Annotated in this window: 25 protein-coding genes; 12 read left to right on the forward strand and 13 right to left on the reverse strand. The window is 65.0% G+C overall.

Features of this window, described 5'->3' with window-relative positions; all coding sequences use genetic code 11:
- Nucleotides 1-23: 23 nt before the first annotated feature.
- Both BRAGE_RS0124820 and BRAGE_RS0124830 read right to left on the reverse strand, forming a co-directional pair.
- Complete coding sequence (locus BRAGE_RS0124820; protein ID WP_027558486.1) at nucleotides 24-1,022, reverse strand: TRAP transporter substrate-binding protein; 999 nt, start codon at nucleotides 1,020-1,022, stop codon at nucleotides 24-26.
- Between the two features lie 387 nt (nucleotides 1,023-1,409).
- Nucleotides 1,410-1,643 carry a hypothetical protein gene (locus BRAGE_RS0124830; RefSeq protein ID WP_027558485.1) on the reverse strand — a complete coding sequence of 78 codons (234 nt, stop codon included), beginning with the start codon at nucleotides 1,641-1,643 and terminating at the stop codon, nucleotides 1,410-1,412.
- A 138-nt stretch (nucleotides 1,644-1,781) separates the two neighbouring features.
- On the opposite strand from BRAGE_RS0124830, the gene BRAGE_RS0124835 reads away from it, so the two are divergent.
- The 3 genes from BRAGE_RS0124835 (at nucleotide 1,782) to BRAGE_RS0124845 (ending at nucleotide 5,088) form a co-directional block, all read left to right on the forward strand.
- A complete protein-coding gene (locus tag BRAGE_RS0124835) occupies nucleotides 1,782-2,126 on the forward strand; it encodes a DUF1236 domain-containing protein (RefSeq protein WP_027558484.1) in 345 nt (114 codons plus the stop codon).
- A 351-nt stretch (nucleotides 2,127-2,477) separates the two neighbouring features.
- On the forward strand, nucleotides 2,478-3,935 hold the full coding sequence (locus tag BRAGE_RS0124840) for a sensor histidine kinase (protein WP_051378002.1): 1,458 nt from the start codon (nucleotides 2,478-2,480) through the stop codon (nucleotides 3,933-3,935).
- Between the two features lie 16 nt (nucleotides 3,936-3,951).
- On the forward strand, nucleotides 3,952-5,088 hold the full coding sequence (locus tag BRAGE_RS0124845) for a mandelate racemase/muconate lactonizing enzyme family protein (protein ID WP_027558482.1): 1,137 nt from the start codon (nucleotides 3,952-3,954) through the stop codon (nucleotides 5,086-5,088).
- Between the two features lie 13 nt (nucleotides 5,089-5,101).
- Here the strand turns inward: BRAGE_RS0124845 and BRAGE_RS0124850 are convergent, their stop codons facing one another.
- From BRAGE_RS0124850 to BRAGE_RS0124860, 3 genes are all read right to left on the reverse strand, one after another.
- Nucleotides 5,102-5,566, reverse strand: coding sequence for a DoxX family protein (locus BRAGE_RS0124850; protein ID WP_051395242.1), 465 nt, complete (start codon nucleotides 5,564-5,566; stop codon nucleotides 5,102-5,104).
- Between the two features lie 73 nt (nucleotides 5,567-5,639).
- Nucleotides 5,640-6,998 (reverse strand): MFS transporter, encoded by a 1,359-nt coding sequence (locus BRAGE_RS0124855; protein WP_027558481.1) that lies wholly within the window; start codon nucleotides 6,996-6,998, stop codon nucleotides 5,640-5,642.
- Entirely contained in the window at nucleotides 6,967-8,034 is a 1,068-nt protein-coding gene (locus BRAGE_RS0124860) for an amidohydrolase family protein (RefSeq protein ID WP_027558480.1), read from the reverse strand. Before BRAGE_RS0124860 ends, BRAGE_RS0124855 begins: the two co-directional genes overlap by 32 nt.
- 177 nt (nucleotides 8,035-8,211) lie before the next feature.
- Between BRAGE_RS0124860 and BRAGE_RS49185 the strand changes: the two genes are divergently transcribed.
- On the forward strand, nucleotides 8,212-8,766 hold the full coding sequence (locus BRAGE_RS49185) for a MarR family winged helix-turn-helix transcriptional regulator (protein WP_051378005.1): 555 nt from the start codon (nucleotides 8,212-8,214) through the stop codon (nucleotides 8,764-8,766).
- A gap of 16 nt (nucleotides 8,767-8,782) precedes the next feature.
- A complete protein-coding gene (locus BRAGE_RS0124870) occupies nucleotides 8,783-9,979 on the forward strand; it encodes a 3-hydroxybenzoate 6-monooxygenase (RefSeq protein WP_027558479.1) in 1,197 nt (398 codons plus the stop codon).
- Nucleotides 9,980-9,985: 6 nt separating this feature from the next.
- On the opposite strand, the gene BRAGE_RS0124875 is transcribed toward BRAGE_RS0124870, so the two are convergent.
- Nucleotides 9,986-10,717 (reverse strand): cytochrome c biogenesis CcdA family protein, encoded by a 732-nt coding sequence (locus BRAGE_RS0124875; RefSeq protein ID WP_084334233.1) that lies wholly within the window; start codon nucleotides 10,715-10,717, stop codon nucleotides 9,986-9,988.
- A gap of 206 nt (nucleotides 10,718-10,923) precedes the next feature.
- Complete coding sequence (locus BRAGE_RS0124880; RefSeq protein WP_027558477.1) at nucleotides 10,924-11,190, reverse strand: hypothetical protein; 267 nt, start codon at nucleotides 11,188-11,190, stop codon at nucleotides 10,924-10,926.
- 494 nt (nucleotides 11,191-11,684) lie between these two features.
- On the opposite strand from BRAGE_RS0124880, the gene BRAGE_RS0124885 reads away from it, so the two are divergent.
- The 5 genes from BRAGE_RS0124885 (at nucleotide 11,685) to BRAGE_RS0124910 (ending at nucleotide 16,344) form a co-directional block, all read left to right on the forward strand.
- The gene (locus BRAGE_RS0124885; RefSeq protein WP_027558476.1) at nucleotides 11,685-12,734 is read left to right on the forward strand and encodes a LysR family transcriptional regulator; all 1,050 of its coding nucleotides are present in this window, start codon (nucleotides 11,685-11,687) and stop codon (nucleotides 12,732-12,734) included.
- Nucleotides 12,735-12,763: 29 nt separating this feature from the next.
- Nucleotides 12,764-13,135, forward strand: coding sequence for a helix-turn-helix domain-containing protein (locus BRAGE_RS0124890; protein ID WP_027558475.1), 372 nt, complete (start codon nucleotides 12,764-12,766; stop codon nucleotides 13,133-13,135).
- Nucleotides 13,136-13,514: 379 nt separating this feature from the next.
- Entirely contained in the window at nucleotides 13,515-14,867 is a 1,353-nt protein-coding gene (locus tag BRAGE_RS0124900; RefSeq protein ID WP_027558474.1) for a L,D-transpeptidase family protein, read from the forward strand.
- 119 nt (nucleotides 14,868-14,986) lie between these two features.
- Entirely contained in the window at nucleotides 14,987-15,808 is an 822-nt protein-coding gene (locus tag BRAGE_RS0124905; RefSeq protein WP_027558473.1) for an enoyl-CoA hydratase, read from the forward strand.
- Between the two features lie 254 nt (nucleotides 15,809-16,062).
- Complete coding sequence (locus tag BRAGE_RS0124910) at nucleotides 16,063-16,344, forward strand: hypothetical protein (RefSeq protein ID WP_027558472.1); 282 nt, start codon at nucleotides 16,063-16,065, stop codon at nucleotides 16,342-16,344.
- Between the two features lie 42 nt (nucleotides 16,345-16,386).
- Here BRAGE_RS0124910 and BRAGE_RS0124915 read toward each other — a convergent pair whose 3' ends face one another.
- The 3 genes from BRAGE_RS0124915 to BRAGE_RS0124925 form a co-directional block, all read right to left on the reverse strand.
- Nucleotides 16,387-17,466, reverse strand: coding sequence for an isocitrate/isopropylmalate dehydrogenase family protein (locus BRAGE_RS0124915; protein WP_027558471.1), 1,080 nt, complete (start codon nucleotides 17,464-17,466; stop codon nucleotides 16,387-16,389).
- Nucleotides 17,467-17,596: 130 nt separating this feature from the next.
- Nucleotides 17,597-18,664 carry an alcohol dehydrogenase gene (locus BRAGE_RS0124920; RefSeq protein ID WP_027558470.1) on the reverse strand — a complete coding sequence of 356 codons (1,068 nt, stop codon included), beginning with the start codon at nucleotides 18,662-18,664 and terminating at the stop codon, nucleotides 17,597-17,599.
- A 148-nt stretch (nucleotides 18,665-18,812) separates the two neighbouring features.
- Nucleotides 18,813-20,009, reverse strand: a complete 1,197-nt coding sequence (locus tag BRAGE_RS0124925; RefSeq protein ID WP_027558469.1) for a CaiB/BaiF CoA transferase family protein — start codon at nucleotides 20,007-20,009, stop codon at nucleotides 18,813-18,815.
- Nucleotides 20,010-20,214: 205 nt separating this feature from the next.
- Here BRAGE_RS0124925 and glgA point away from each other — a divergent pair, with 205 nt between their 5' ends.
- The gene (gene glgA / locus BRAGE_RS0124930) at nucleotides 20,215-21,630 is read left to right on the forward strand and encodes a glycogen synthase GlgA (protein ID WP_035730030.1); all 1,416 of its coding nucleotides are present in this window, start codon (nucleotides 20,215-20,217) and stop codon (nucleotides 21,628-21,630) included.
- Nucleotides 21,631-21,919: 289 nt separating this feature from the next.
- On the opposite strand, the gene BRAGE_RS0124935 is transcribed toward glgA, so the two are convergent.
- Together BRAGE_RS0124935 and BRAGE_RS0124940 are read right to left on the reverse strand one after the other, a co-directional pair.
- Entirely contained in the window at nucleotides 21,920-22,870 is a 951-nt protein-coding gene (locus tag BRAGE_RS0124935) for an oxygenase MpaB family protein (RefSeq protein ID WP_027558467.1), read from the reverse strand.
- Between the two features lie 84 nt (nucleotides 22,871-22,954).
- Nucleotides 22,955-24,103 carry a patatin-like phospholipase family protein gene (locus BRAGE_RS0124940; protein WP_027558466.1) on the reverse strand — a complete coding sequence of 383 codons (1,149 nt, stop codon included), beginning with the start codon at nucleotides 24,101-24,103 and terminating at the stop codon, nucleotides 22,955-22,957.
- Between the two features lie 198 nt (nucleotides 24,104-24,301).
- Between BRAGE_RS0124940 and BRAGE_RS0124945 the strand changes: the two genes are divergently transcribed.
- The gene (locus tag BRAGE_RS0124945; protein WP_027558465.1) at nucleotides 24,302-25,183 is read left to right on the forward strand and encodes a LysR family transcriptional regulator; all 882 of its coding nucleotides are present in this window, start codon (nucleotides 24,302-24,304) and stop codon (nucleotides 25,181-25,183) included.
- Nucleotides 25,184-25,205: 22 nt separating this feature from the next.
- On the opposite strand, the gene BRAGE_RS0124950 is transcribed toward BRAGE_RS0124945, so the two are convergent.
- Nucleotides 25,206-25,916, reverse strand: a complete 711-nt coding sequence (locus tag BRAGE_RS0124950; RefSeq protein WP_027558464.1) for a peroxiredoxin-like family protein — start codon at nucleotides 25,914-25,916, stop codon at nucleotides 25,206-25,208.
- Nucleotides 25,917-25,965 lie beyond the last annotated feature (49 nt).

The following is a 25,965-nucleotide window of genomic DNA, read 5'->3' on the forward strand; positions in this document are numbered from 1 at the left end:
ATGCGTCGGCGGATGCGACGCGCTCAGGCGACGTTGATCTTCTCGAAGATGCCCTCTGCGCCAATCTCCTTGGCGTAGATGGCCATCACGGGGTCGGCGAGTTTCTTCATGGCGTCCCGCTCCTCGAAGGGAACGCGCTTGAGCTTGCCGGCCTTCTCGAGCGTGTCGAGCTTGATGACCTCTTCGCTCGATTCCAGCTGACGGCCGTAGTCGCCGGCTTCCTTGCCGGCCTTCATGATCGCGTCCTGCAAGTCCTTCGGCAACGTCTTCAGCGTCTTCACCGAGAAGCAGATCGGCCGGATCGAAACGGCATGCTGAGTGAGGCTGAGATGCGGGGCCACTTCGTAGAACTTCATCGCCTCGACGCCGGCCGCCTCGTTTTCGCCGGCCGATATCACGCCGTTCTGGATCGCATTGTAGATTTCGTTATAGGCGATCACCGTCGGGCTCATGCCGACGGCCGCAAAGGTCTTCGACCAGATCGGCGCGCCCTGCACGCGAACCTTGAGGCCCTTGAGGTCGGCGAGATTCTTGAGCGGCTTGTTGGCGAAGATATTGCGGATGCCGCCGCCGGAATAACCGATCAGAACCACCTCGGCTTTCGCCGCGACCTCGTCGGCGATCGGCGCCAGGATACTGGCTTCGACGACCTTGTTCATGTGCTCGATGCCCTTGAACACGAAGGGCGCATCGATGAACGGAGCCGCCTTGGCGAAGGTCGACATGTGGGCCGGCGAGACGATGCCGTAATCGACCGCCTTGCCCTGCGACATGTACTCGAAATACTGCTTCTCGAGACCGAGCGAGGAGTTCTTGTGTAGGGTGAAATTGACGGGCTTGCCGTAATATTTCTTCACCAGCTCCTCGAACCGGATCAGTGCCCGGTTGAAGGCATGGTCGTCGTTGAACTGGACCGCGCCGTTCAGCGTGATCGGTGCCTGCGCCCTGAGGATCGACGGCATGCCGATCGTGGCCGCCGCAGTGGTTGCACCGATACCAGCGAGGAATGATCGTCGCTTCATCGTCTCCCCTCCCTTTGATGCTCCGGCCCTGTTGCCGGGCCGTGCGCGCAGCCGGTATGCGGCTTGCGAGAGGAAGCGTATGAAAAACCCCGGCGGGACGAAAGTCATTTCGCACGCGCCGGAGGTACTCTTCGTCGCAGGACTGCTCCTGGACGACCTGTTGCACTGCAACTCGCGCTGCTGCCGGCGCGCAGCGGGTCGCATGGGCAACCTCCCCGCTCGCGCGGGATACCGGAAGACGTGCGGACCAGTGCGCTGCACGCAAGTGACCCGCGCGTCTTCCGCGACAGGCCCCTAGTGCATGTGGCCAATCAGATAAATGCCGCCACCGATCACCAGCACAGCCGGCACGGCCCACAAGATCAGAACTGGCATGTGTCATCCTCCTCAGTTCGACGTGCAGACCTTGACGGTCTTCATGCCGCTTTCGGCTTCGGTGCGCGACTTGTAGATCGTGCCCGAGGGGCTGACGACGGTCATGGACGAGTCCATCGGCTTCTTGTCGACGATGGTGCACTTCTTGGTCTTGACGTCCTGCACGACATAGAACTCGTCGGCAGCGAACGCCGGCAGGGACATTGCAGCAACCATCAGTGCCGCAGTTGCGATTTTCAGCTTCATCTTTCTCTCCTCCTCCAGTTCCGGGCATTCGGCCCGGTCGAGTCACAAACGGGAAAAAGCGGTAGTTTGTTCCTGGAGGCGGGAACGCCATGCACGGTGGGATGTTGTTGCGGCGCTTATTCCCATGAGGAGGAGAAGATGAAGAAGCTGTTCCTGCTATCCGCGGCAGTGGTGATGATCTCGACCGGCGCGTTCGCGCAATCCACCGTGGTGACCACCACCGGAACCGGCCATGCGGCCGCCGTGCAGATCGAGCCGCAATATCGCACCAAGATCAAATCCTACGTCACCGAGCATCGCATCCGCCCGGTGACGACGAAGGAAAAGATCATCGTCGGCGCGACAGTTCCGAGCGAGGTCGAGCTCGAAGCCGTTCCGGCGGACTGGGGTCCGTCGCTGACGAAATATCGCTACGTCTATTCTGGCGATCGCGTGATGCTGGTCGATCCCGGCTCGCGCACCGTCGTTCAGGAAATCGATTAAGGCGTAACGGACGGGTGGCGGCCCCAACGGCAGCCGCCCTTTCCGGAGTTCAGCGCATGAGATCGCATCGAGAAGCCCGGATCGCCGGGCTCAGCCTGGCGGCTGTTTACGCCATGTGTCTACTATTGACCGCAATCAGCATGACCTGAAGCGCAGGGCGTCCCGCAACTGCGCTGCAATATCGCTCTCCAAGACCGCTCGCCGCATGCGAAAATCGTGGCGCCGCGCAAAGCCCGCCCGTATGGTCCTGTTCAAAATCATAATCCGGCGCCGTTGCGCCGGAACCGGGACGCCCGCGTTTTGTCAAAGCTCACCCTGCCGGTCCGGCTTGCCCTTCTGGTCACGGGAACGATGTTGCCGCTGATCGTCTTCGCGGTCGGCCTTGCCTATTCCAACTACCGCCAGGACCGCAGTGACGCGACGCAGCGCGTCGTGGAGACGGTGCGAAGCATGCGCCTCGTGCTCGATTCCGAGGTGCAGCGGATGACCGGCGGCTTGCAGGTGCTCGCGCTGACGAACGCGCTGCGCGACGACGATTTCCCGAACTTCCGCCGCATCGCGCTCGGTTTCCTCGATCAGTACGGCAAGGGTGGCCTGCTGCTGATCTCCGACCGCAAGGGCCGCGTGCTGTTCTCCTCGGCGACGGAGGACACCGCAAGCCTGCCGCGGCGCAGCCATCTGGAGACCGTCGAGAAGGTGTTTGCGACCAAGGCGCCGCAATATTCCGACCTGTTCACCGGCGCGATCAACGGGCGACAGGTGTTGACCGTCGAGGTACCGGTCTTCCGCGACGGCGAGGTAATCTACGATCTCTGCTTCTCTCCGCCGGTCAGCATCTTCCAGGAGCTGGTCGAGAAGCAGCGGCCCGACCAGCAGTGGACGGTATCACTGCTCGACACCACCGGCACGGTGTTCGCCCGCGTGCCCAATCCCGGTGAGACCTTCGGCAAGCGCGCCTCGCCCTCGCTGTTTGCGGAAATGTTTCGCACGCCCGAGGCGAGCCTCTCCTCGATCTCGCTCGACGGCGTTGCGCTCGCGTCCGCCTACACGCGATCGCGACTGACCGGATGGACGATCGCCGCGGGCGTGCCGGAAAGCTCGTTGATCGCGCCGCTGTGGCGCAATATTGCGATCTCCAGCCTGATCGGCGGCGTGCTGCTATTGATCGGCCTCACCTTCGCGGTGCGGATGGCGACCACGATCGCGCGCGGCGAGATGCTGCACAATCTGCTGATCGAGGAGCTCAATCATCGCGTCAAGAACACGCTGGCCTTGATGCAGGCGATCGCGGTGCAGACCTTCCGCAGCGCCAGCCGCGACGAGCGGACCAAGTTCGAGGGACGGCTCGGCGCGCTCGCCGAGGCGCACAATCTGCTCAGCCAGGAGAAATGGGCGGGCTCGGAGCTGCGCGAGGTGATCGCCCGCGCGCTCCAGCCGTTCCTGCTCAGCAATCCCGACCGCATCCGCATGGCCGGACCCGCGGTGCCGCTGTCGCCGCGGCTTGCCGTGGTGCTGTCGATGATCGTGCACGAGATCGCCACCAACGCCGCGAAATACGGCGCGCTGTCGAACGAGACCGGCCGGGTGACGCTGGACTGGGAGGTCATCGCCGATACACCGAAGCCGCGGCTACGGCTGATCTGGACCGAGATCGGCGGGCCGCCGGTGACGGAGCCGGTGCGGCGCGGCTTCGGCTCGCGCCTGATCGAGCGCAGCGCCCGCGACCAGCTCGGCGGCGAGGCCACCGTCGACTTCCTGCCGCGCGGCGTGGTCTGCACGATCACCTGCGCGCTGGACGAGACGCGGTGAACGAGGAGGATCGGCGATGAAGATCACGAAAGTTCGGGCACACATCCTCGAAGCAAAACTCTCGCAGCCCTTCGCCTATTCGCGCGCCTGGTACGACACGCGTACCGCAATGCTGGTGGAGATCGAGACCGACGCGGGCCTGACCGGCTGGGGCGAGTGCTACGGCCCTGCGCGGATGACGGCGGCGGTGGTTCAGAACATCGCGCCGTGGCTGATCGGCGAGGATCCGCTGCGCACCGACGTGCTGTGGCAGATGGTCTACGCGCGCCTGCGCGACCACGGCCAGAAAGGCGTCGTGATCCAGGGACTGAGCGGCATCGACATCGCGCTGTGGGACATCAAGGGCAGGCATTTTGGCGTGCCCGCCTACGTGCTTCTCGGCGGCGCGGCGCGCAAGGAGGTGCAGGCCTACGCGACCGGGCTCTATCGGCGCAAAGCGGGCGACCCGCTGAAATATCTCCCGGAGGAAGCCGCCGGTTATGCCGCCGAAGGTTTTCGCGCCGTGAAGCTCAAGGTCGGCTTCGGCATCGCCGAGGACGCCGCGGTGACGCGCGCCGTGCGGGAAGCGATCGGTGGCGACGTCGCGCTGATGGTCGACGCGAACCACGCCTATGACGCGGTTGCTGCGATCCGGCTCGGCCGCATGATCGAGCCCTGCGACATCGGGTGGTTCGAGGAGCCGGTGCCGCCGGAGGACGTCGCGGGCTACCGCGCGGTGAGATCCGCGCTCTCCATTCCCGTCGCCGGCGGCGAGTGCGAATTCACGCGCTTCGGCTTCCGCGACCTGTTTGCCTCGCATGCGCTCGACATCGCCCAGCCCGACACCTGCGCGGCCGGTGGCCTCACCGAATGCAAGAAGATCGCCGACATGAGCGAGGCGTTCGGCATCCGCTACAATCCGCATGTCTGGGGCACCGGCATCGCGATCGCGGCCTCGCTCCAGCTCCTCGCCGTGCTGCCCTCGCACACGCCGACGTCACTGACGCCGCTCGAGCCGCTGCTCGAATTCGACCGCACGGAACATCCGATCCGGCAGGCGATCTTGAAGACGCCGATCGAGCACGCGAACGGGGTCGTGCGCGTGCCGGATGCGCCAGGACTAGGCATCGAGGTCGACCGCGAGGCGCTCGCGCGCTTTACAGTCGGCGCTTAGGCGTAGCGTGGGATCAGGTCAGCTCGGGAGCCCCTTTGGAGCCGGGCTTGATGGCGGCCTGCACGGCATAGGCACCCGGCCCAAAAGAGGCAATGAGCGCAAGAGCGCCAAGCAGACCGAGATTCTTCAGGAAGTTGATGGTCTGCATGACGACCTGCGCCTCCGGCGCAGCCCAGAAATTGTGGAACATCAGCGTCGCCGCGATCGTGAACAGGAACAACACGAGCGCCGCCTGGCGCGCGAACAGGCCGAGCAGCAGGGCCGTCCCGCATCCAAGCTCGACCGCAACGGCGCCGGCGGCGAGGAGCATCCCGAATCCGTCCGCGCCTCCGGGCAGACGGCCGGCCGTCACGGCGAATGCCATCACCTTCCCGATGCCGCTGTAGAGAAATAGCGGCGCGATCGCGACACGCGCGAACAGAAGCACGAAGGCATCGTGCAAGCCCGTGGTCTCGGCGGAACGAGCGGATGTCGGCATTTCGGATCTCCTCTGATTAAGCCTAGTCAGTCAAAGTGTCGTTCTGGTCCCAAGCCCGATCGGCGCGCCCGCATCATTCCGCGGGCGCCGCGTCAGCGCTCGGGAGACGCCTTGCAGCGACAGCGCCAAGCGATCCGATCGCCAGCGCGCCGACGATGGACGCCCCGCCGATCGCCCAGAACACCGCGTCGGGGCCGCCGGTGATCTGCTGCAAGAGGCCGATGACATAGGGCCCGAGGATCGCGCCGACCCGGCCGATGCCCAGCTCCATCCCGACACCGCTGGCGCGGAAGCAGGTCTCGTACGAGCCGGCGGTGAAGTTGTTGAGGACGTGCTGCGCGCCGATGATGCAGAAGCCCGCAACGGCCACGATGGCCAGATTGACGCCGTGACCGCTGACGAAGACGAGCGCCAGCACGGCAATGCCGCCGGTGAGCCACCAGGTCGCGAGATAGCGCGGCGTCAGCGAAAAGTTGCGATCGGCCAGCATCGCGAGCGTGAGGCCGCCGATGAACGACATCGCCTGCATCAGCGCGCCGAAGCCGAACGAGGCCGCAAAGGTCTCCCCGCGCTTGAGCATGACCGTCGGAATCCACCCCGTGAGGCCGAAGATGGCAAACAGGCTGAGGAACGCCGTGACCCAGATCGTCAGCGAGACGCGGCGATAGCGCGGGCTCAGCAGCGCTCCGATCGTGCTCTGTGGCGGCTTGCTCTCGGCCGACGTGAACGTCGCGGTCCGGTAGACCGGCGCCCGCTCAGGCCGCAGCCGCGCGAGCAGCGCACGCAGCTCCGGGATCCGCGACCGGCTCGCCAGAAAGCGCGGGCTTTCGGGGAGAAGCGCATGCGCCACGAAGGTCAGCGGGATCGACAGCGCGCCGATGTAATAGAGGATCTGCCAGCCATAGTGCGGCGTCAGGAACACCCCGACGAGACCGGCGGCAACACCTCCAAGCGACCAGCCGAGCGTCACACCCCAGAGCGAGAACGTGTTGCTGACGCGCTTCGGCGCGAGCTCGTTGATGAAGGTCGTCCCCAGCGGGAGCAGCACGCCGAGGCCGAGCCCGGTGACGAAGCGAAGCGCGCAATAGCTCCAGAAATCGCTTGCGAGCACGGCCGTGAGCAACGTGAAGACGTTGACGATCCACAAGCCCGCGAGCAGCGTGCCGCGCCGGCCGAAGCGATCCGCCACGCTGCCGTGGCCGATCGCGCCGAACAGGAAGCCGACCAGGCCCGAGCTCACCAGAAATCCCGCCTGGCTCGGTGCAAGGCCCCAAGGCTGGGCCACATAGTGGATGACATAGGCCGGATTGAAGGTGTCATAGCCGTCGAACAGGGTGATGAGCGTGATCAGGATGCCGAGCAGCTTGTGGAACGGCCCGATCGGAGCGCCGGACAGTTCCTCATGCACGTCGATTTCGGACGAGATGCTCACGGGATTCCTCCATGGAAATTGATGATCTGTTCTGCTCTGCGGCAGATTGGATTGATGGCTCGCCGAGCCCGAACAGGGCGCGTGCGTTGTCGCGGCCGATCTTGATGCGGTCGCCTTCGGAGATCGCAGCCGTGTCGAACCAGTCGGCGGCGTGGTCGATGTTCTCGAACGGCCAGTCGGCGGAGAAGAGGATGCGGTCGGCGCCGATCTCGAGCATGGCGTCGATCAGCGTCTGGGTGCGGAAATTGCCTGACGTCGTGATGTAGAAGTTTTCCCGGAAGTACTCGGCGATCTTTCGCTTCGCCGGATAGGCATTCTGGGTCCGCATCCACTTGTTGTGATTGTCGACACGCCACATCGAATAGGGCAGCCCCTCCCCCATGTGACCGATGATGATCTGGAGCCGCGGATGGGCGTCGAACAGGCCCGAGCCCATCAGGCGCAAGGCATGCACCGCGGTTTCCTGTCCGAACGCCCAGGTCGGCCCCAGCAGCCAGCGATGACCCTCGTAGATCGCCGCGTCCTTCGCGAGCGGATTGCGCGGATGCAGATAGAAGGGGACGCCGAGGCGCTCGACCTCCGACCAGAACGGCCAGAACTCCTTGCGATCGTAATAGATGGCGTGATCGGTGCCGGCGATCTCACTGAAGCCATTGACGAGCGCGCCACGAAAGCCGAGCGCGCTGACGCAGCGATCGAGCTCGTGCGCGGCCGCGTCGGGATCCTGCATCGGCAACGCCGCGAGGCCCTGGAAACGGTCGGGGCGCCTTGCGACCTGCTCGGCGAGAAAGTCGTTGGCGCGGCGCGACAGATCGATCGCGCGCTCGCGGTCCGCAATGGCCTGCACCGCCGGCGCGTTCAGCGACAGCAGCATCATCTCGATGCCGTGGGCGTCCATCTCGGCAAGCCGGCGTTCGTGAATGTCGAGCAGCCGCGCCTTGAGCTCGCGCCAGTCGTCGGCCGGAGCGAAGCCGGCGCTGTCCTGGACGGTGTCGTCCATCGCGAAATGCTCCTCGAGCGCAATCTTGCCCTGCATGGCGTCGTTCCTTCGGCTTTGCTTTCGGCGTTGACAAAGCAAAGCACCGGGCGCAAATACTTGTCAATGAGAAAGTTGCATTTGCAAATGATTGATATGCAAATATTGCCCATGCGAAGGTCGGCGCTTATTCCGGGCGGAGCTCTCCTGCCAGGACACAAGCCCGGACCTAAACTCATGTATCGATTTTCGAATTCGCTTCCCTATCTGCTCGCCCGCCTCGGCGTGCGCATGGGCGACTTGTTCACGCGCGTGATCCGTCACGAGAAGTTGACGCTGCCGATGTATCGCGTGCTGGCCGCGCTCTCGGAGCAAGGCCATCCGCTCCGCCTCGGAGAGATCGCCGAGCTGACGTCGGCCGAGGTCTCCACCCTGTCGCGCATCGTTGCCGAGATGAGTCGCGCGGGCCTGCTGACGCGCGACCGGCCCGAGAACGACCAGCGCAGCCTCCAGGTCGCCCTGACGTCCAAGGGCGCGGAGCTCGCGGGACGGCTGATGCCGCTCGCCGCCTATTATGAAGAGGTCGTCACCGGCAGCATGTCCGCGAAAGAAGCGGCCGAGCTCAAGCGCGTGCTGGTCGAGCTCTACCACAACATCGATCGGCTCGAGCAGGAAGTCGAGGCCGGCCTGATCACCGTCGCGCCGCCGGTCCGGTCAAAGGACGTCCGCGACGAACGAGCCGAGATACGCGCCAAGGCGAGCCCGCCGCGCGGAAAGACATCAAGAAAATAGCGAGACAGGAGAGGACATGCGACAGGATCCCATCATCATTGCCGGCGGCGGCATCGGCGGACTTGCAGCCGCAATCGCACTGGCGCGGAAGGGCTTCCCTGTCACGGTCCTCGAGCGCGCATCGCGCTACCAGGAGATCGGCGCCGGCATCCAGCTTGGACCCAACGCATTCCACGCGTTCGATCGCCTGGGGCTCGGCGATGCCGCGCGCGCCATCGCCGTCTTCATCGACCAGCTCCGGCTGATGGATGCGATCTCCGCGGAAGAGATCACCAGCATCGATCTGACCAGCTATTTCCGCCGGCGCTTCGGCAACCCCTATGCGGTGGTCCATCGCGGCGATCTGCACGGCATCTTCGTCCGCGCCTGCGAAGCGCATCCCAACGTCAGCTTGAGAATCGACTGCGACATTGTCGGCTACGAACAGAACGGCGCGCGGGCCACGGCGCTGTTGAAATCCGGCGAGCGCATCACGGGGTGCCTGCTGATCGGCGCGGACGGACTCAGATCCCGCATTCGCCAGCAGATGGTCGGCGACGGCGCACCGCGGATCGCCGGCCATACCACCTATCGCTCGGTGATCCCGACCGAGCAGATGCCGGAGGATCTGCGCTGGAATGCGGCGACGCTGTGGGCCGGTGCCAAATGCCATCTCGTGCATTACCCCCTGTCGGGCTGGAAGGTGTTCAATCTCGCGATCACCTGTCACAACGATCCCGCAGAAGCTTTCGCCGCAAGGCCGGTGACCCACGAGGAGGTCCTCGAGGGTTTTCGCGACGTGCATCCGCGCGCCAAGGCGATCATTCATCACGGCCGCGACTGGAAGGCGTGGGTGACCTGCGACCGCGATCCGACCGATCGTTGGATCGACGGCCGCGTCGTCCTGCTCGGCGACGCGGCGCATCCGATGCTGCAATATTTTGCGCAAGGCGCCTGCATGGCGCTGGAGGATGCGGTGTGCCTCGCCGAACGGCTCGCGGAGACCGAAGGCGACATCGCCCACGCGCTGGAGCGATACAGAAATGCCCGGATGCTGCGCACCGCGCGCGTCCAGCTTGGCGCGCGCGAGCTCGGCGACCACGTCTATCATCCCTCAGGCGTCCATGCGCTGCTGCGCAATCAGCTCATGCGCGAGACCAGCCTGGAGCGCTTCTGCGAAAACCTCGCCTGGCTCTACCAGGACCCGTTCTCCGAACGACCGGCGGCCGCCTGATTGGTGCTACCCGATCGTCTGGAGCGCCGGGAACGTCTCCAGCAGCCAGATGCTCACATTCGAGACCGCACCGGTGAGGAAGCCGATGCCGGTGATCACCATCAGCACGCCCATGGCGCGCTCGACATTGACGAGCTGGCCCTTCATGCGCGCGAACAATTTCGAGAACTGCTCGATCATCAGCGCAGCGATCAGGAACGGAATGCCGAGGCCCGCGGAATAGACCGCGAGCAGGCCTGCGCCCTTGGTCACGGTCGCTTCCGCCGCGGCGATCGAGAGGATCGCGGCGAGGATCGGACCGATGCAGGGCGTCCAGCCGAAGGCAAAGGCCAGGCCCATGACATAGGCGCCCCAGAGGCCGACGGGTTTTGGCGCCGTCAGGCGTCCCTCGCGCATCAGCAGGCCGATGCGCGTCAGCCCCAGGAAGTGCAGGCCCATGACGATGATCACGACGCCAGCGAGGATCGACAGCTCGGCCGACCAGGCGCGGATCAGGGAGCCGATCAGCGAGGCGCTGGCGCCGAGCGCCACGAACACGGTGGAGAAGCCGAGCACGAACAGCAGCGCCGCCATCATGATCGCGCGCTTGGAGGTCGAGGCCGGTTCCTCGCTCTCGACATGCTCGATCGTGGCGCCCGTCAGATAGATCAGATAGGGCGGAACCAGGGGCAAGACGCAAGGGGAGAGGAAGCTGACGAGGCCGGCAATCAGCGCCGCCGGGATCGAAACATTTTGCATGATGCAGTCGGAGCCATCTCAGGCTCTTGGGCCGCGCGCGGGGGATGCGCGCGCACCGGAGCCGAACGGCTCTGGTGTAGCCGATGCGGCACAATGCGCAACAGAGGCGCGATCAAACCAGGGCTCCTCCCGATGCCGTCTGCGATCACAGATACGGCATCGGGATGCGCACAAACCTCGCCAAAAAGCGAGCTTCGGCGGCGCGGCTACTTCACCACGCGGAGCAGCGGACGCCGGGGCTGGTCCTGCGTCTGCTTGGAAGGGGGCGGCGGTTCGCTTCCAGCGTTCCGCAGCATTTCGTCGCACAGCGCCTTGAGATCGGCACTGTCAATTCCTTTGAGCTTCATCCGCACGTCGAGAATGACGATGGACAGCAGTTCGGCCGACTCACGGCTGTTGATCTCGTTGAGGACCTTGCGGCACCCCTCAAGGGTTTCCAACACCGACTGCAACTGTTCGTCTGAATGCGACACTTGCGTTCTTTCCGTTAATTCGGCCGGTGAGACGTGTTTGCGACCACCCCTTCGGCCCCCATGGGTCGCCGAAGATAGCATGAGGCCGTGGCGCCTCCGAACATGATTTCAGTGTGTTTCTGCCTTGAAACCGCGGTTTCGGCGAATATCGCCCGGCTACGCTGCCGGCCGTTGCCGAGGCGGCCCGTGGTCAAACGCCCGGCGCGCCGTGATTGATCCATCCCGAAGGGCCGCGCCAATCCTTGCGCAAGGACCACCATCGGGGGCAGCGCCGACAATCCCGCAGCCATGTCTCGGCTCGCAACGGAACTCACGCTACACCCCTCACCCGGGCAATTGTCCGCCCGATTCCCAGCCTTTGTCCCAGCTCCCGGCAGCACTCCAATACCTCCCGGTAGGTAGTAAGGATGACGTTCAAAACTCGTCATTCCCCAACCCGTCGTGGTTGTGGTTCGCGCCAGATTCTGCCAGTTTAGCGGACCGAAGGGACTTGTATGCACTCCTTGGCGGAAAGGGGCGTTCCTCTGGGGGAACGCCCGAAGACAAATCTCAGCGGCCTCTCGGATTGGGATGCGGCCCGCATATTTCTCGAAGTCGTCCGTTGCGGCAGTTTCCGTTCGGCGGCCGAACGCTTGTCGCTGTCGATCAACGCAGTGCGCCGCCGGATCGATGATTTCGAACGCCAGACCGGCGCCACCCTCTTCACCCGCGACGTCCACGGCACTCATCTGACCGACGAAGGCTCGCTTGTGGTGTCCGCCGTGGAGCGGATGGAGGCGGCCACCTTCGACGTGCTGCGCGCCAGCGATTCGATGGCCAACGTCCTGTCCGGCGAGGTCCGGGTCGCCGTCACCGAAGGGCTCGGCACATTCTGGCTCGCTCCGCGCCTCGTCGAATTCCAGCAGGCCTATCCCAAGATCCTGGTCGATTTGCATTGCGCGATGCGCTCGGCCGACGTCTCCCGCCACGAGGCCGACGTCGCCATCCACCTGTCGCGTCCTTCGGCGCTCGACATCAAGCTGGTGCGGCTCGGCCGCATGCATCTGATGTTCTGGGCGTCGGAAAAATACCTTGAGAAATACGGCACGCCGCGCTCGGCGGCGGAATTGATCAAGCACCGTTTGGTGCTGCAATTCGCCGACCAGCTCGCTGCCAAGGAAACATTCGAGAGCTTCTTCCCGGGCGTTCAGGAACGTGACCTCCTGGTCATGAAGACCAACGTCTCGAGCGCCAACTACTGGGCGGTCGCGAACGGCGCCGGAATCGGCGTATTCCCGAGCTACGCCATTGCGCTTGGCGGGAAGTTGATTCCACTGGAGGTCGAATTGAACCGACCGCTGGATATCTGGTTGTCCTACCATCCCGGTAGCGGCCGGATTCCACGCGTGCGGCACATGATTGACTGGCTGATCGAGGCTTTCAATCCGGCTCGCTTCCCGTGGTTTAAGGAAGAGTTCGTGCATCCGCATGAATTCAAGGACTCGTATATGGGCGAACCCCTGACCCAGCTCTTCGGGGGATTTTCAACCGAAGAACAAAGGTGAAAACTAAAATGAAAGCAGCGGCGAAAAGGATGAAGCAGCGCAGTGCCGGCAAGCCGGACATTGAGCTTGGCAAACGGATCCGTCTGCGGCGTGTCGAGATGAAGATCTCGCAGGCCGAGCTGGGCGAGAAGCTCGGCGTCAGCTTCCAGCAGGTCCAGAAATACGAGAAGGGCGTCAATCGTGTCGGCGCGGCTCGGCTTCAGCAGATCGCCTCCGCGCTCGATGTGCCCGTGACCTTCTTCTATGACGGCGACAACAAGGCTCGCGAAGTCGAAAGCCTCCTGTTCCTGGACTCGGCTTTCAGCCTCCGCCTGCTGCGCGCCTACAGCAAGATCAAGGACCAGACGGTGCAGCGTCAGCTCGTCTCGCTGATGGAATCGATCGCAGCGAACGAGGGCTGAGATCGGGTCTGGCTGCTACGGCCGATGTTCAATCCGCCGCGACGCGGGGACGTGGCTGGATTGAACGAGACCGACGGCATCAGATTTGGGCTCGCGCGCGTGCGCGCGGCCTTTCTCGGGGCGGCTTGGCCGCCCTTTTTTCTTGGCTATTGAGCCGCCATTCGTCGCGGATATCGCGAACCCATCCCACCCCTGGCGCGACCCAATCGAGAAGCCCCGCATCGGGCGCGCGGGGTTTTCGCCTGCCGAATGGGACCTCAACTCTGGTGCCGTAATTTCCCGCCGGTTTGACCAATCGGCGCAAGCGGCGCGGCGGGCCTTGGAATTGCCAATGCGAGCGCCCGTTGCGGGCCTCGTTCTCAGGGGGAAGACGGGACACATGTCGAAACGCGTTGCGATGATCATTGCCCTCGGCGTGCTCACGAGCGCCTCCGCGCTGGCGCAGACGGAGACCATTGGACAGGCCGGGCCCAAGCCGGCGACATCAGGCACGGTGCCGGCCGCGGCGAACCCGGCCCATGCGGCTGCGCCGAAAGCGGCCGCGTCGACGCCCATCTCGACGGCGGAGAGCCGCTCGGCCGCAGCCCTCGCGATGACGCATGAGCCAACCTATGACGAGGGCTCTGCCCAGCGCATCAAGGATGCGGCGCTGAGCTATTCGGACCTCGCCGTGCGCGGCGGCTGGCCGACGATCCCGGCAGACGCCAAATTCGCTGTCGGCGTCCAGGGCGCCAACGATGATCTGTTGCGCAAGCGGCTGATCGTCTCCGGCGATCTCTCGGCCGAGAAGGCGACCGGCGCCTTCGACCAGGATCTCGCGGACGCCGTGAAGCGTTTTCAGGCCCGTCATGGCCTCGCCCCGACCGGCATGATGACGCCGCGCACGATCGCGGCGATGAACGTGCCGGTGCAGAAGCGCATTCGGCAGCTCGAGGCTTCGCTGCAGCGGCTCGAGAACATGAATTTCGGCTTTGGCCAGCGCTATGTCGTGGTCAACATCCCCGCCGCCTTTGCCGAAGCGGTCGAGAACGACGTCGTGGTGCGGCGCTATCGCGTCATCGTCGGCAAGACCGAAAAGCCCTCGCCGACGCTGACAGCGCAAATCACCAGCGTCGTGCTCAACCCGACCTGGACGGTGCCGGCCTCGATCGCCAAGACCGAGATCTCCGCGCATATGCGCAAGGACCCGACTTATCTGTCGCGCATGCACATGGAGGTGCTCGATGCCCACGACAATCCGATCGATCCGCATTCGGTCGACTGGTCGGGCACGCACACGCCGAACTTCACCGTGCGCCAGCACAACGGCAGCTTCAACGCGCTCGGTGCGGTGAAGATCGACATGCCGAATTCCTATTCGGTCTACATGCACGACACCAATCAGCGCAATCTGTTCAGCGACGACTATCGCTTCGATTCCCACGGCTGCTCGCGCGTCGACAATGTGCGCGATCTCGCGGCCTGGCTGCTCAAGGACCAGCCGAAATGGAGCCGCGCCGCGATCGACGCGGAGATCGCCAGCGGACAGCATCTCGACGTCGCCATGGCGAAGAAGGTGCCGGTGGCCTGGATCTATCTAACGGCGTGGATGACCAAGGACCAGACCGTCCAGTTCCGCAACGACGTCTATAACCAGGACGAGCAGCTGCTGGAGGCCACCGCCGAGGAGGCGGCGTTCTTCAGCAATGCCGGCAGCCATCCGCTGACCGCGCACATGCACGTGACCCAATAAGCGCCTCTCGCGCCATGCAATCGCGGCACAGGCGGGTGCAAAGCCGCATGCCTTGCCGCGGTTGACCTGGGCCCTGTCGGGGCCGCACATTGCGCTTCGCAATGACGAGCGAGCGCGCGATGCCTGACACTTCCAGCCCGACCGAAACACCTTACGCCGACGGCAAGATCCTCAAGCAGGTCACCGACGGCGTCGGCGTCATCATCTTCAACAATCCCGACAAGCGCAATGCGATGTCGCTGGAGATGTGGGAGGGATTTGGCGAGGCGCTGACGGCCTTGCGCGACGACGATGCGGTCCGCGTCGTGATCCTGCGCGGCGCCGGCGGCAAGGCCTTCGTGTCGGGCGCCGACATCAGCCAGTTCGAGAAGACGCGCCACAATGCTGCGGCGTCGGAGGAATACAGCAAGCGCAGCGCCGCCCAGCGCGCGCTGCTCGCCGACTATCCCAAGCCGACCATCGCCTGCATCCAGGGCTTCTGCCTCGGCGGCGGCATGCAGGTCGCGATGCTCGCCGACATCCGCATCGCCGCGCATGACAGCCAGTTCGGTATTCCCGCCGCGAAGCTCGGCATCGCCTATGGCTTTGACGGCTTGAAGCACCTGGTCTCGCTCGTCGGCCCGTCCTGGGCGCGGCTTCTGATGTACACCGGCATGCGGATCGATTCCGCCGAGGCGCTGCGCATCGGCCTCGTCGAGCGCGTGTTCCCCGATGATCAGCTCTGGGGCGAGACCATGGCGGTGGCCGAAACGATCGCGCACAACGCCCCGCTCGCGATCAAGGCCGCGAAGCTCACCATCGCGCAGGTATTGAAGGACGAAAGCCAGCGCGACATGAACGCGATCAAGGCGATCGGCAACGCCTGCATGGACTCGGCAGATTTTCGCGAGGGCCGTCAGGCCTTCATGGAGAAGCGCAAGCCGAAATTTTCGGGGAAATAACACCGTCGTTGCTGCGGGCGCAGCCCTCTCCCCATCGTCATTGCGAGGAGCGCAGCGACGAAGCAATCCAGACTCTCGCCGTGGAAAGACTCTGGATTGCTTCGCTACGCTCGCAATGACGCGCGGAGAGATCGCGGAACTTCCGACGAAGCTGAACCGTTATTCAGGAAGATTAAATTCCTCTCCTTCCCGCATCGCGATAGCAACTACTTGATCCGCCGCAAGTTCTCTCGCCACCAACGAGGGAGATTGCGATGAAACTGAAATTTGCTGTTCTCGGTCTGGCTGCCCTGGGCGGAGCTGCGCTGGCGTCGGGACAAGCGCTCGCGGCGATGCCGAACGGCATTCCGCAGGCCGACAAGGTCGCAAGCGGCCCGGCGGCGAATGTCGACCAGGTGCGCATGGTCTGCAATGCCTGGGGCCGCTGCTGGTGGCGTCCGAACTACTATGGCGCCTATGGTTACTATGGCGGCCCGCGACGCTTCTACGGTGCACGCCCGTGGGGCTACGGCCATCGCCACTGGCGCCGCTGGTGAGCAACGAAGGGGCCGCAAGGCCCCTTTTCTTTTCGCGACTGTCTACAGCGCTCCCAGCACCGCTTTCGTGATATCCGCCGTGCCGTTGCTGCCGCCGAACTCCATCGGCTTGATGCCGCCGGCATAGACCTGGTCGATGGCGCGCTCGATGGTCTCGCCGGCTTCCGCTGCGCTTTCGACGCCGTGCTTGTCGGCGAGCCAGTCCAGCATCATCGCCGCCGACAAGATCATGCCGGTGGGATTGGCCTTGCCCTGCCCCATGATATCGGGCGCAGTGCCGTGGCACGGCTGGAACACGGCGTATTTGTCGCCGATGTCGGCCGACGGCGCCATGCCGAGGCCGCCGATCAGGCTCGCGGTGATGTCGGAGACGATGTCGCCGAACATGTTCTCCATCACCATCACGTCGAAATCCCAGGGCCGCTTCACCAGCATCGCCGAGCAGGCATCGACATAGAGGCGATCGGTCTTCACACCAGGATGCTTCTTCTCGATCTCGTCGAAGATGCTGCGGAAGAACGCAAAGGCCTTGAACACGTTCGCCTTGTCGACGCAGGTCAGCGCACCCGGCTTGCCGCGCGCCTTGCGCCGCTCGGCGAGGCGGAACGAGAACTCGAACAGGCGCTCGGAGGTCTTGCGCGTGATCACCATGGTCTCGCGCGCGTCCTCGTGGGTGACGACGCCCTTGCCCATCGAGGCAAACAGGCCTTCGGTCGACTCGCGGATGACGACGAGATCGATGCCGCGCTGGTCAGCGCCGACGATCGGACTCGGAACGCCGGGAATGAGACGCGCCGGACGCACCCCGGCATAGAGGTCGAAGATGAAGCGCAGCTCGATCTGCGGCGCGATCTCGGTGTTGTCCGGATAGCGCACCGACGGCAGGCCGCAGGCGCCGAGCAGGATCGCGTCTGCCTCCTCGCAGAGCTTGATGGTGGAGTCGGGCATCGACTTACCGGTCGCGAGATAATTGTTGGCGCCGGCCGGCGCCTCGGTGAAGCGGAAGCGCAAGTCCGATTTCTGCTCGATCTTGCGCAGCACCTCGATGGCCGGCGCCATGACTTCGGGACCGATGCCGTCACCGGCTAGCACGGCAATGTGGAAGGCGTTGTTTGCGGACATGGGGGTTCCTGAGAGAGAGTCGTCATTCCGGGGCGGTCCACAGGACCGAACCCGGAATCTCGAGGTTCCGGGTTCGATGCTCCGGGCCGCGCTTCGCGGTCCCGTTGCATCGCCCCGGAACGACGACACACTACGGCGTCAGCACCGTGCGGCCGACCACCGCGCCCTGCTGCAATTGCAGCAGCGCGTCGTTGGCCTTGGCAAGCGGGGCCGTCGTCACCGGGATCGGCGGCACCTTCTTGGTGCGGACGAGGTCGAGCAGCTCCTGCGTCTCGCGCAAGTTTCCGACATAGCTACCCTGGATCGTCACCGCCTTGATCGGAATCAGCGGCAGCGCCCAGGTCGCGCCACCGCCGAACAGGCCGACGATGATGAGCTTGCCGCCCTTGGTGAGGCAGTCGAAGCCGAGCTGCGTGGTGGCGGCATTGCCGACGAGATCGATCACGGCGCGGATCGGGCCGCCCGCTTTCTTCGCAAGCTGCTCCAGCGCATCCGGCGCCTTCGGATCGACGGTGGTGAGCGCGCCGGCCTTCTCCGCCGCCTCGCGCTTCCTGGCGTCGATGTCGACCATGATCGCGCCCTTGCCGCCCATCGCCTTCAAGAGCGACAGCGCCATCAGGCCGAGCCCGCCGGCGCCGAACATCACGATCGGCGTGTCGAAATGCTGCTCGACCTTCTTCAGCGCGCTGTAGGTGGTCACGCCCGAGCAGGCATAGGGCGCGGTCGTCGCGGGATCGAGTCCCTTCAGATTGAGCAGATAGCGCGGATGCGGCACCAGCATGTGATCGGCATAACCGCCGTCGCAATAAACGCCGAGCGAGCGCGGCGTCAGGCACATGTTCTCGTCACCGGCGAGGCACGTGGCGCACTTGCCGCAGCCGATCCAGGGATAGACGAGGCCGACATCGCCGAGCTTGAGGTCGCCCTGGTCGGTCGGCTTGACGTCGGGACCGAAGGCGAGGACTTCGCCGACGGTCTCGTGGCCCATGGTCAGCGGCAAATTGATGCCGCGGTCCTTCAGCGACAGCGGCTTGCGGCCGTGGCCGAGATCGTAGCCGCCTTCCCAGATGTGGAGGTCGCTGTGGCAGACACCGGCGGCCTTCACCTTGATCAGCACCTGCGTGCCCGACGGCTGCGGCGTGGCTTCGTCGAACTCCCGCAGCGGCGCCTTGAAATCGGCAACCTTGAAACTCTTCATCGGCGTCCTCCCGCATGCTTCTTGTTGTCGCGCCAGCATGCCATGGCAGGCCGGGCGAGACAAACCTGGACCTGTCTAGTTGACACCGGTGGACCGTGGCAAGCCGCACGCCTGCAGGGCCGGATTGCTTGCCGCAGAACGATATTCGTCAGCCCTGCGCGGCGGTCTTGCCGGGCGGAATAGACGCGTCGTCGGTGAGTCCGACCTCGTCGCGCAATTCGCGCGTGTGCTCGCCGAGCACGGCCATCGTCCTGCCCGGCGTGGTGTCGGCGCCCGACATCCGGAACGGCAGATTGAGCACCTGGAACGAGCCGCCTTCGTCCTCGACCGGCGAGAGCGCCCGGCGATGCGCGAGCTGCGGATCGGCCAGCGCCTCGGCCACGGTGCGATAGGCCGACGCCGGCACGCCGGCCGCGGCAAGCGCAGCGAGACAGGCCTCGGTCGATAGCTGCCGCGACCAGGCTTCGACGCCGTCCATCAGGTCGGCCCAATTGTCGCGGCGCGCGCCATAGGTGGCGAAGCGTGCGTCAGTGATCCATTCGGGGCGGCCGATCACCCCCATCAACAACTGGAACGTCTTTTCGCTCGCGATCGTGATCATGACATAGCCATTCGCGGTCTCGGTCGGCCCGAACATCGGCCGCGGCGGCGGCTTGACCGCAAATTGCGAGCTCTGCAATTCGATCACCGTCAGGCTCAGCATCGACTCCAGCATGGAGACGTCGATGTGCTGGCCCTGCCCCGTCACGGTGCGCTGATAGAGCGCGGAGGCAATCGCACCGAAGCCATAGGTGCCGGTGACGACGTCGGCATGATAGATGCCGCAATAATCAGGGCGGTTGCGGCCGGGCTGGTAGGCGAGATGCGCCATGTCGTAGCCGGAGGCCGCGTGGATCACCGGCGCATAGGCCGGTAGCTCGGCGGACGGCCCGGTCTGGCCGTAGCCGGAGATCGAGCAGTAGATCAGCCTCTCGTTGACCGGACGCAGGCTGTCGTAGTCGAGCCGCAGCCGGCGCATCACGCCGGGGCGGAAGTTCTCGACCAGGATGTCCGCGGTCGCGGCCAGCCGGCGGACCGCCTCCCTGCCGTCCTCCGACTTGAGGTCGAGCACGACGCTCTTCTTGCCGACGTTGAGCTGGCCGAACACGGTGCTGCAGCCCTTGCGCAGCGGCGGCCGGGTCCGCATCGTCTCGCCGCCGTCGGTCTCGATCTTGATGACCTCCGCCCCCATGTCGGCAAGCATGCGCGCGCAGTGGGGGCCGGCGATGGTGGTCGAAAAATCCAGGACCCTGAGGCCGGCGAAGGCCTTTGTCGTCGTCCCCTCATGCTTATCTGCTAGCTGCATGCCTGTCGCGTCCTCGCCTGTGTCCTTGAGTCGCCTAGGAACAATCAATTGTTCTCTGTTGTTGGTGCGTCGACCCTAGAGGGCGGCGGCTGAGTAGGAAAGTCTTTACCGAACGGACGCGACGTGTAGGCGGGCTTGGGAATTCCAGGACAACTGGACCCGTTCTTGCATAGCAGCAAACGGGATCGGAAGAGGGCAGCTGTTCTTGAGGGTCTTGTTCGTTACGACAGAGATGGACGACTTCGTCCGCGTCGGCGGGCTCGGCGCCGTTTCCGCCGCCCTGCCCCGCGCGCTCCGAACCTTTGCCGATATCCGGGTGATGCTGCCCGGCTACCGCGACATCATCGAACAACTCACGCATATTCAGATCGTTGGCCGCTGTCCCGCCTTCGCCGAGATGCCGGCCTGTTCGCTCGGCCGGGCTGCGACCAAGGACGGCCTGCCGGTCTATGTGCTGTTGTGCTCACAACTCTACGACCGGCCCGGCAACCCCTATGGCGACGAGTCCGGGCGCGACTGGCCTGACAACGACATCCGCTTCGCGCGCTTCGCCTCGGCCGCCGCTGAGCTGGCCATGGGCAAGCTGGACAAGAATTGGGCAGCAGACCTGATCCACGCCAATGACTGGCAGGCCTCGCTGGTGCCGGCCTATCTCGCCTGGCGCGGCGCCAAGCTGCCGTCGATCCTGACCATCCACAACCTCGCCTATCAGGGCCTCTTCTCGAAGGACTCGCTGCGGCGGATCGGCGCACCGGAGAGCTCCTTCCATATCGACGGCGTCGAGTTCTACGACCAGCTCTCCTTCCTCAAGGCGGGCCTCGTCTACGCCTCGCACCTCACCACCGTCAGCGGCACCTATGCGCGCGAGATCACGACGGACGAATTCGGCTGCGGCCTTGAAGGTCTCCTGCGCATCCGCTCGGACGCATCCGAGCTGACCGGCATCCTCAACGGCATCGACGAGAGCTGGGACCCGCGCTATTGCGCCCAGCTCGCCCAGCAGTTCGGCGCCGGCGACTGGGTCGGCAAGAAGGCCAACGCGGATTACGTGCGCAAGCAGTTCGGCCTTGCGGTCTCGCGCGGGCCGATGTTCGCGATCGTCGCCCGCCTCGTGCACCAGAAGGGCATCGACCTCGTGCTCTCGGCCGCCGACGAGATCGTCGATGCCGGCGGCCAGATCGTAGTCACTGGCTCCGGCGAGCCGGCGCTCGAGCAGGCCCTGATCAACGCGCACCGCCGCCGCCCCGACGCCATCGGCGTCACCATCGGCTTCAACGATGCCCAGGCGCGGCGCATTTTTGCGGGCAGTGATTTCACCTTGATGCCGTCGCGGTTCGAGCCCTGCGGCCTCAGCCAGATGTACGCCCAGCGCTTCGGCTCGCTGCCGATCGGCCACCAGACCGGCGGCCTTGCCGAGACCATCACCGATGGTGAAACAGGATTCCTGTTCTCAAGACCTTCGCACGAATCCTTCCTTGGCGGCGTCCGCCGCGCCTTCGAGGCCTTCATGGCCCATGACCAGCTCGACACCATGCGCCGCAGCGCCATGGGCCGCTCGTTTTCGTGGAGCATCTCGGCGGGCAGCTACAGCGCGCTTTATCGGAAGCTGGCGTCGGTGTGAGGCCGGGGCGCTACACATACTCCGTCATTGCGAGCGGAGCGAAGCAATCCAGACCGCCTCCGTGGGAGGACTCTGGATTGCTTCGCTGCGCTCGCAATGACCACGTGGAGAGAGTGTCGGCCTCAAACTCCTCTCTCGTGCCCCGGACGCAGCGCAGCGCGTCGCCCTTTGCGACGTGATGCGCTGCTGAGCCGAGGCCCATCTCTCGCGAAGTTCGTGGCCCTGGGTCCCGGCTCTGCGCCGCAACGCTCCCGCGTTGCGGCTTGTCCGGGACACAAGAGATTGGGCCTCACCCCTTCCCGCGCTGATCCATCTGCGGCCGACCGATCCAGGCGCGGTTGAGGCAGCGGGTCATCCAGTCGGGCTGAACCTCCCCCCGCAAGCGCGCCTGCGCTTCCTGATAGGGGCTGGCATAGCGCAGCCTGTCGGGCAGTTTCGGATAGACGCGCCGGATCCATCGCAGCGCGCGGTCGGCAGACCTGACGTCCCGCTCGTCGAGCGTAAGATCGAAGCCGGCGCGCAGGCGCTCCGGCAGCATCCTCGCCGTCTGCGCACGATACCAGCGCGGCGGCCGCAGCCACGGACGTGCGCCGTCAAGGATCTGCGCGGCGATCTCGCGCGCGGCCGGGCTGACCGTCAGCGTCTCCGACTGCGCCATTGCCGCGGTGTAGGCCGCAAAGCCAGCCCAGTCCGGCGGCAGATCATCGCCCGTCAGCCCGAACAGCGCGCCAAAGGTCCGGCTCTCCGTCCAGTAGCGCTCGCGTTCCTCGATCGAGAGCGGCGGCAGAACCAAATCGTGCGCCATCAGCGCAGACTCGGTCAGCGTGGCATGAACCCAGCGCAGCGACGGGATGTCGTTGGCGCAGTAGCGCGAGCCGGCCGCGAACGGACCGACGGCCTCGGGCATCTCGCCGACGATCATGGTGTGGCGCCGATGCAGTTGCCGGGCCGACAGCAAGGCACGGTCGAGCGAGCCGAACACCATGGCGAAGACGACGTCGAAGGTGCGATGGAAGCGGCCGATCGGATCGGCAAGCGTGGTCGAGTGCTCGGCGATGGCGGCCGCGACCCAGGGATGCGCCAGTTGCAGCAGCAGCGCGCGGCCGGCGCCGAGAAAGACGGCGGCCTCGCGGTCGATCCGCCAGGTCAGCGTGTCAGGACCGAACACGCCCGCAACCGGCCCCGCCGCATCGGCACGGACCTTGTCGAGAGCGAATTCCAGATCGTTCGCGGACACCAATTGCAGGACCTTTCGAGGTCGAACCAAGGCCGACGATCCGCGCGGCCTGTGGCAATTCGATGAAGCGCGCGATCGCTTATGGCCCTATTCCGCAGCCATCGGCATCTCGTCCGTATGCTCGTGCAGCACCACGCCGGCGAGCGGATCGAATTCGCCGATCCACGGCCTGCGCGCCAGCACCGACTTCGTGTGGGCATAGCCGGCGTGCCAGCGCCGCGTGATGCCGGACGGGCTGAAGTCGATGTCCTTGGTGTGGGTCTCGCGCTCGAGCTGCGGCGCCAGCAGCCGCACCACATGCATGCGGGTCGGACAGCCGTAGCTCATCAGCTCCATCACCGCGGGATCGTTGCGCTCGCCCTCGGGCAGCCGCGCGGCAAGCTGGTTGATGACGTGGCGCAGGCGATGGGCCTGCTGCTGGCGCACGATCTGGCTGGCGATGCGGCTGGAATATTGCACGTCCTTGTGCCGGTTCAGCACCTCCGCCATCGTGGTCGGCTCGGGGCCGACGGGATTCCACAGATGCACGGAGAAGATCAGCGAATCCCTGCGCGGGTTGTCGTCGAACACGGCTTCCGTCGGCGTGTTCGACAGGATGCCGCCGTCCCAATAGAGTTCGCCGTCGATGCGCACGGCCGGGAAAGCCGGCGGCAGCGCGCCCGAGGCCATCACGTGCTGCACCGTCAGCTCGCCGTCGCGGCTGTCGAAATAGCGCATTTCGCTGGTGCCGACATGGGCCGCACCGACCGTCAAACGCGGCGCGCAGCGATTGGCCAGATCGAAATCGACCAGCTCGCTCAGCGTCTTCCCCAGCGGCGCGGTCGAATAATAGCCGGCGTGATCGGCGCCCAGCGGATAGGAATCCCCGGCATGCGCCAGCGGATTGGGACGGAAGAAACCCGCGATGCCGTGGGTCACGGTCGACCAATAGGCCAGCTTCTCATTGAAACCGGGAAACGCGGCGCGCCAGTCCCAGACCGGCTGCTGCTCCATCCGCTTCCAGAATTCCCTGAGGCGCGCGAGCCGGTTCTGCGGCGCGTTGCCCGCAATGAGGCTGGCGTTGATCGCACCGATCGAGGTGCCGATGATCCAGTCCGGCTCGATGCCTGCCTCGTGCAGCGCCTGGTAGACCCCGGCTTGGTACGAGCCGAGCGCGCCGCCACCCTGAAGCACGAGAACGACCTGACCCGGCAGGTCCATGCTCTTTCGTTGCGGGTTGTCCTGCATGCCGTTCATGTCTCGCTCCTGTCGAGCCTATGGCTATCATTCGTCCGGCGTAAGGCCATTGTTACGTCTTGCCGTTGTCCGCGATTGTCGGGCCTTTTGGAAATGCCGGCTGGCTTCCGAAACCATACGCGCGTGCTATTGCCGCCAGCATATCATTTCCCGCCCCGATCGGTTAGATTTCCGGCCGATCTCGCCGGGAGCCGATCCATGGAAATGCATCAGGTCCGCTATTTCCTCGCGGTTGCGCAACTGTTGAATTTCACGCGCGCCGCCGAGGAATGCAACGTGACGCAGCCCTCGCTGACGCGCGCGATCAAGCAGCTCGAGGCCGAGCTCGGCGGTGACCTGTTCCGGCGCGAAAGGCCCGCGGCGCAATTGACCGAGCTCGGCCAGCGCATGCATCCGCTGCTGAAGCAGTGCTACGACGCCGCGGCCGGCGCACGCTCACTCGCCTCTTCATTCAAGAGCGGAGAAATTGGCGCGCTCCGTATCGCGCTCACGCATTCGATCGACCTCGCGCTTCTGATTCCGCATCTCAGCGAGATCAAACGGCAGTTCAACCGGCTCGAGCTTCGCTTCCTGCGCGGCTCGAGCCGCGAGGTCGCCGAGTTCCTGAAGAAAGGCGAAGCCGAGCTTGGCATCGCCGCCGAGATCGACGAGTCCTGGGAGCGGCTCGACGTCTGGCCGCTGTTCACGGAGGGCTTCGAGCTCGTCGTCGGCAGCGGACACCGGCTGGCCGGCCGCAGCAACGTCGAACTCGACGATCTGCGCACGGAGCAGTTGCTGGGTCGGACGTTCTGCGAGCACTCCAGCCGCGTCGCTGCAAGCCTGCGCGAGTACGGCATCGAGCATGGACACGAGATCTCGAGCGAGCGCGATCTGATCGAGCTGGTCGAAGCCGACGTCGGCGTCGCCATGGTGCCGCACACGTCGGCCGTGCCGGAGAAGCTGACGCGCACTGCGGTCACGGGGCTGGACGCCCGCCGCACCGTCAGCCTTTACGGAGTGGCCGGCCGTCAGCGCACAGCGGTCGCCAACGCCGTGATGCGGATGCTGCGCGGTGCGGACTGGCGGGAAATCGCTGGGTAGGGTCAGAATGATAGCGCGAGATCTAGCCTCTCGCGCGCTCCAGCGCTGCTAGCAGATCGTCGATCTCCATGCGCTTGCGGAAATCCGGATCAACGAAACGCGCTTTGACAATCCCATCGCGACCGACGACGAATACGGCCGGGATCGGCAGCATCCAGCCGTCATTGCCGTGGAATTTCGCCATGTCCTGATAAGACAGCAGGTCCTGGATTTCGGTACCGAGCCAGATCGCGAGATTGAGCGACAGCGCATAGCCGTTGTCGAGATCGGTCAGGACCGGAAATGGCGCGCCGGACTCGGCCTTGAGCTGCCGCGCATATTCCTGCGTCTCCGGCATGATCGCGACGACGCGCGCGCCCATGGCCTCGATGCGGTCGAGCGCCTGGACGACAGCGCGGACGTTGAGCCGGCAATAGGGGCACCAATGGCCGCGGAAGAACATCACCGCGACCGGGCCGCTCTCCAGCAGTGCAGTCAGCGTGACGAGACGTCCGCTGTCGTCCGGCAGCATGAATGGCGGCATCGCATCACCCAGGCGCGGCGCGGTCTCGCCTCCGCCATTTCCGCCCAATCGCACCACCAGGCGGTCGACCGCCTCGCCATAGGCCGGGAAGACCTCACGGCTGGCATTGGCATAGGCGCGGAGCTGTTCGTTCAGCGTGCCGTCCATGTCGCGGCAGCGCAGGAAGGCAGACCTGAGCCGCTCGGCGTCGGTTGGCGAGAGAGACGTCATCTTCCGCTCCGGCATTCGTGAGGTGAATATTAGTTCCCTGGTTCGGCCG

The organism is Bradyrhizobium genosp. SA-4 str. CB756 (assembly GCF_000473125.1).
In the GTDB taxonomy this organism is placed as follows: domain Bacteria; phylum Pseudomonadota; class Alphaproteobacteria; order Rhizobiales; family Xanthobacteraceae; genus Bradyrhizobium; species Bradyrhizobium arachidis.

What these genes read in the sequence shown, in the direction of transcription:
- BRAGE_RS0124820 (WP_027558486.1), bottom strand. Translation starts at nt 1,022, where the DNA reads ATGAAGCGACGATCATTCCTCGCTGGTATCGGTGCAACCACTGCGGCG.
- BRAGE_RS0124830 (WP_027558485.1), bottom strand. Translation starts at nt 1,643, where the DNA reads ATGAAGCTGAAAATCGCAACTGCGGCACTGATGGTTGCTGCAATGTCC.
- BRAGE_RS0124835 (WP_027558484.1), top strand. Translation starts at nt 1,782, where the DNA reads ATGAAGAAGCTGTTCCTGCTATCCGCGGCAGTGGTGATGATCTCGACC.
- BRAGE_RS0124840 (WP_051378002.1), top strand. Translation starts at nt 2,478, where the DNA reads ATGTTGCCGCTGATCGTCTTCGCGGTCGGCCTTGCCTATTCCAACTAC.
- BRAGE_RS0124845 (WP_027558482.1), top strand. Translation starts at nt 3,952, where the DNA reads ATGAAGATCACGAAAGTTCGGGCACACATCCTCGAAGCAAAACTCTCG.
- BRAGE_RS0124850 (WP_051395242.1), bottom strand. Translation starts at nt 5,566, where the DNA reads ATGCCGACATCCGCTCGTTCCGCCGAGACCACGGGCTTGCACGATGCC.
- BRAGE_RS0124860 (WP_027558480.1), bottom strand. Translation starts at nt 8,034, where the DNA reads ATGCAGGGCAAGATTGCGCTCGAGGAGCATTTCGCGATGGACGACACC.
- BRAGE_RS49185 (WP_051378005.1), top strand. Translation starts at nt 8,212, where the DNA reads ATGTATCGATTTTCGAATTCGCTTCCCTATCTGCTCGCCCGCCTCGGC.
- BRAGE_RS0124870 (WP_027558479.1), top strand. Translation starts at nt 8,783, where the DNA reads ATGCGACAGGATCCCATCATCATTGCCGGCGGCGGCATCGGCGGACTT.
- BRAGE_RS0124875 (WP_084334233.1), bottom strand. Translation starts at nt 10,717, where the DNA reads ATGCAAAATGTTTCGATCCCGGCGGCGCTGATTGCCGGCCTCGTCAGC.
- BRAGE_RS0124885 (WP_027558476.1), top strand. Translation starts at nt 11,685, where the DNA reads ATGCACTCCTTGGCGGAAAGGGGCGTTCCTCTGGGGGAACGCCCGAAG.
- BRAGE_RS0124890 (WP_027558475.1), top strand. Translation starts at nt 12,764, where the DNA reads ATGAAGCAGCGCAGTGCCGGCAAGCCGGACATTGAGCTTGGCAAACGG.
- BRAGE_RS0124900 (WP_027558474.1), top strand. Translation starts at nt 13,515, where the DNA reads ATGTCGAAACGCGTTGCGATGATCATTGCCCTCGGCGTGCTCACGAGC.
- BRAGE_RS0124905 (WP_027558473.1), top strand. Translation starts at nt 14,987, where the DNA reads ATGCCTGACACTTCCAGCCCGACCGAAACACCTTACGCCGACGGCAAG.
- BRAGE_RS0124910 (WP_027558472.1), top strand. Translation starts at nt 16,063, where the DNA reads ATGAAACTGAAATTTGCTGTTCTCGGTCTGGCTGCCCTGGGCGGAGCT.
- BRAGE_RS0124915 (WP_027558471.1), bottom strand. Translation starts at nt 17,466, where the DNA reads ATGTCCGCAAACAACGCCTTCCACATTGCCGTGCTAGCCGGTGACGGC.
- BRAGE_RS0124920 (WP_027558470.1), bottom strand. Translation starts at nt 18,664, where the DNA reads ATGAAGAGTTTCAAGGTTGCCGATTTCAAGGCGCCGCTGCGGGAGTTC.
- BRAGE_RS0124925 (WP_027558469.1), bottom strand. Translation starts at nt 20,009, where the DNA reads ATGCAGCTAGCAGATAAGCATGAGGGGACGACGACAAAGGCCTTCGCC.
- BRAGE_RS0124940 (WP_027558466.1), bottom strand. Translation starts at nt 24,103, where the DNA reads ATGAACGGCATGCAGGACAACCCGCAACGAAAGAGCATGGACCTGCCG.
- BRAGE_RS0124945 (WP_027558465.1), top strand. Translation starts at nt 24,302, where the DNA reads ATGGAAATGCATCAGGTCCGCTATTTCCTCGCGGTTGCGCAACTGTTG.
- BRAGE_RS0124950 (WP_027558464.1), bottom strand. Translation starts at nt 25,916, where the DNA reads ATGACGTCTCTCTCGCCAACCGACGCCGAGCGGCTCAGGTCTGCCTTC.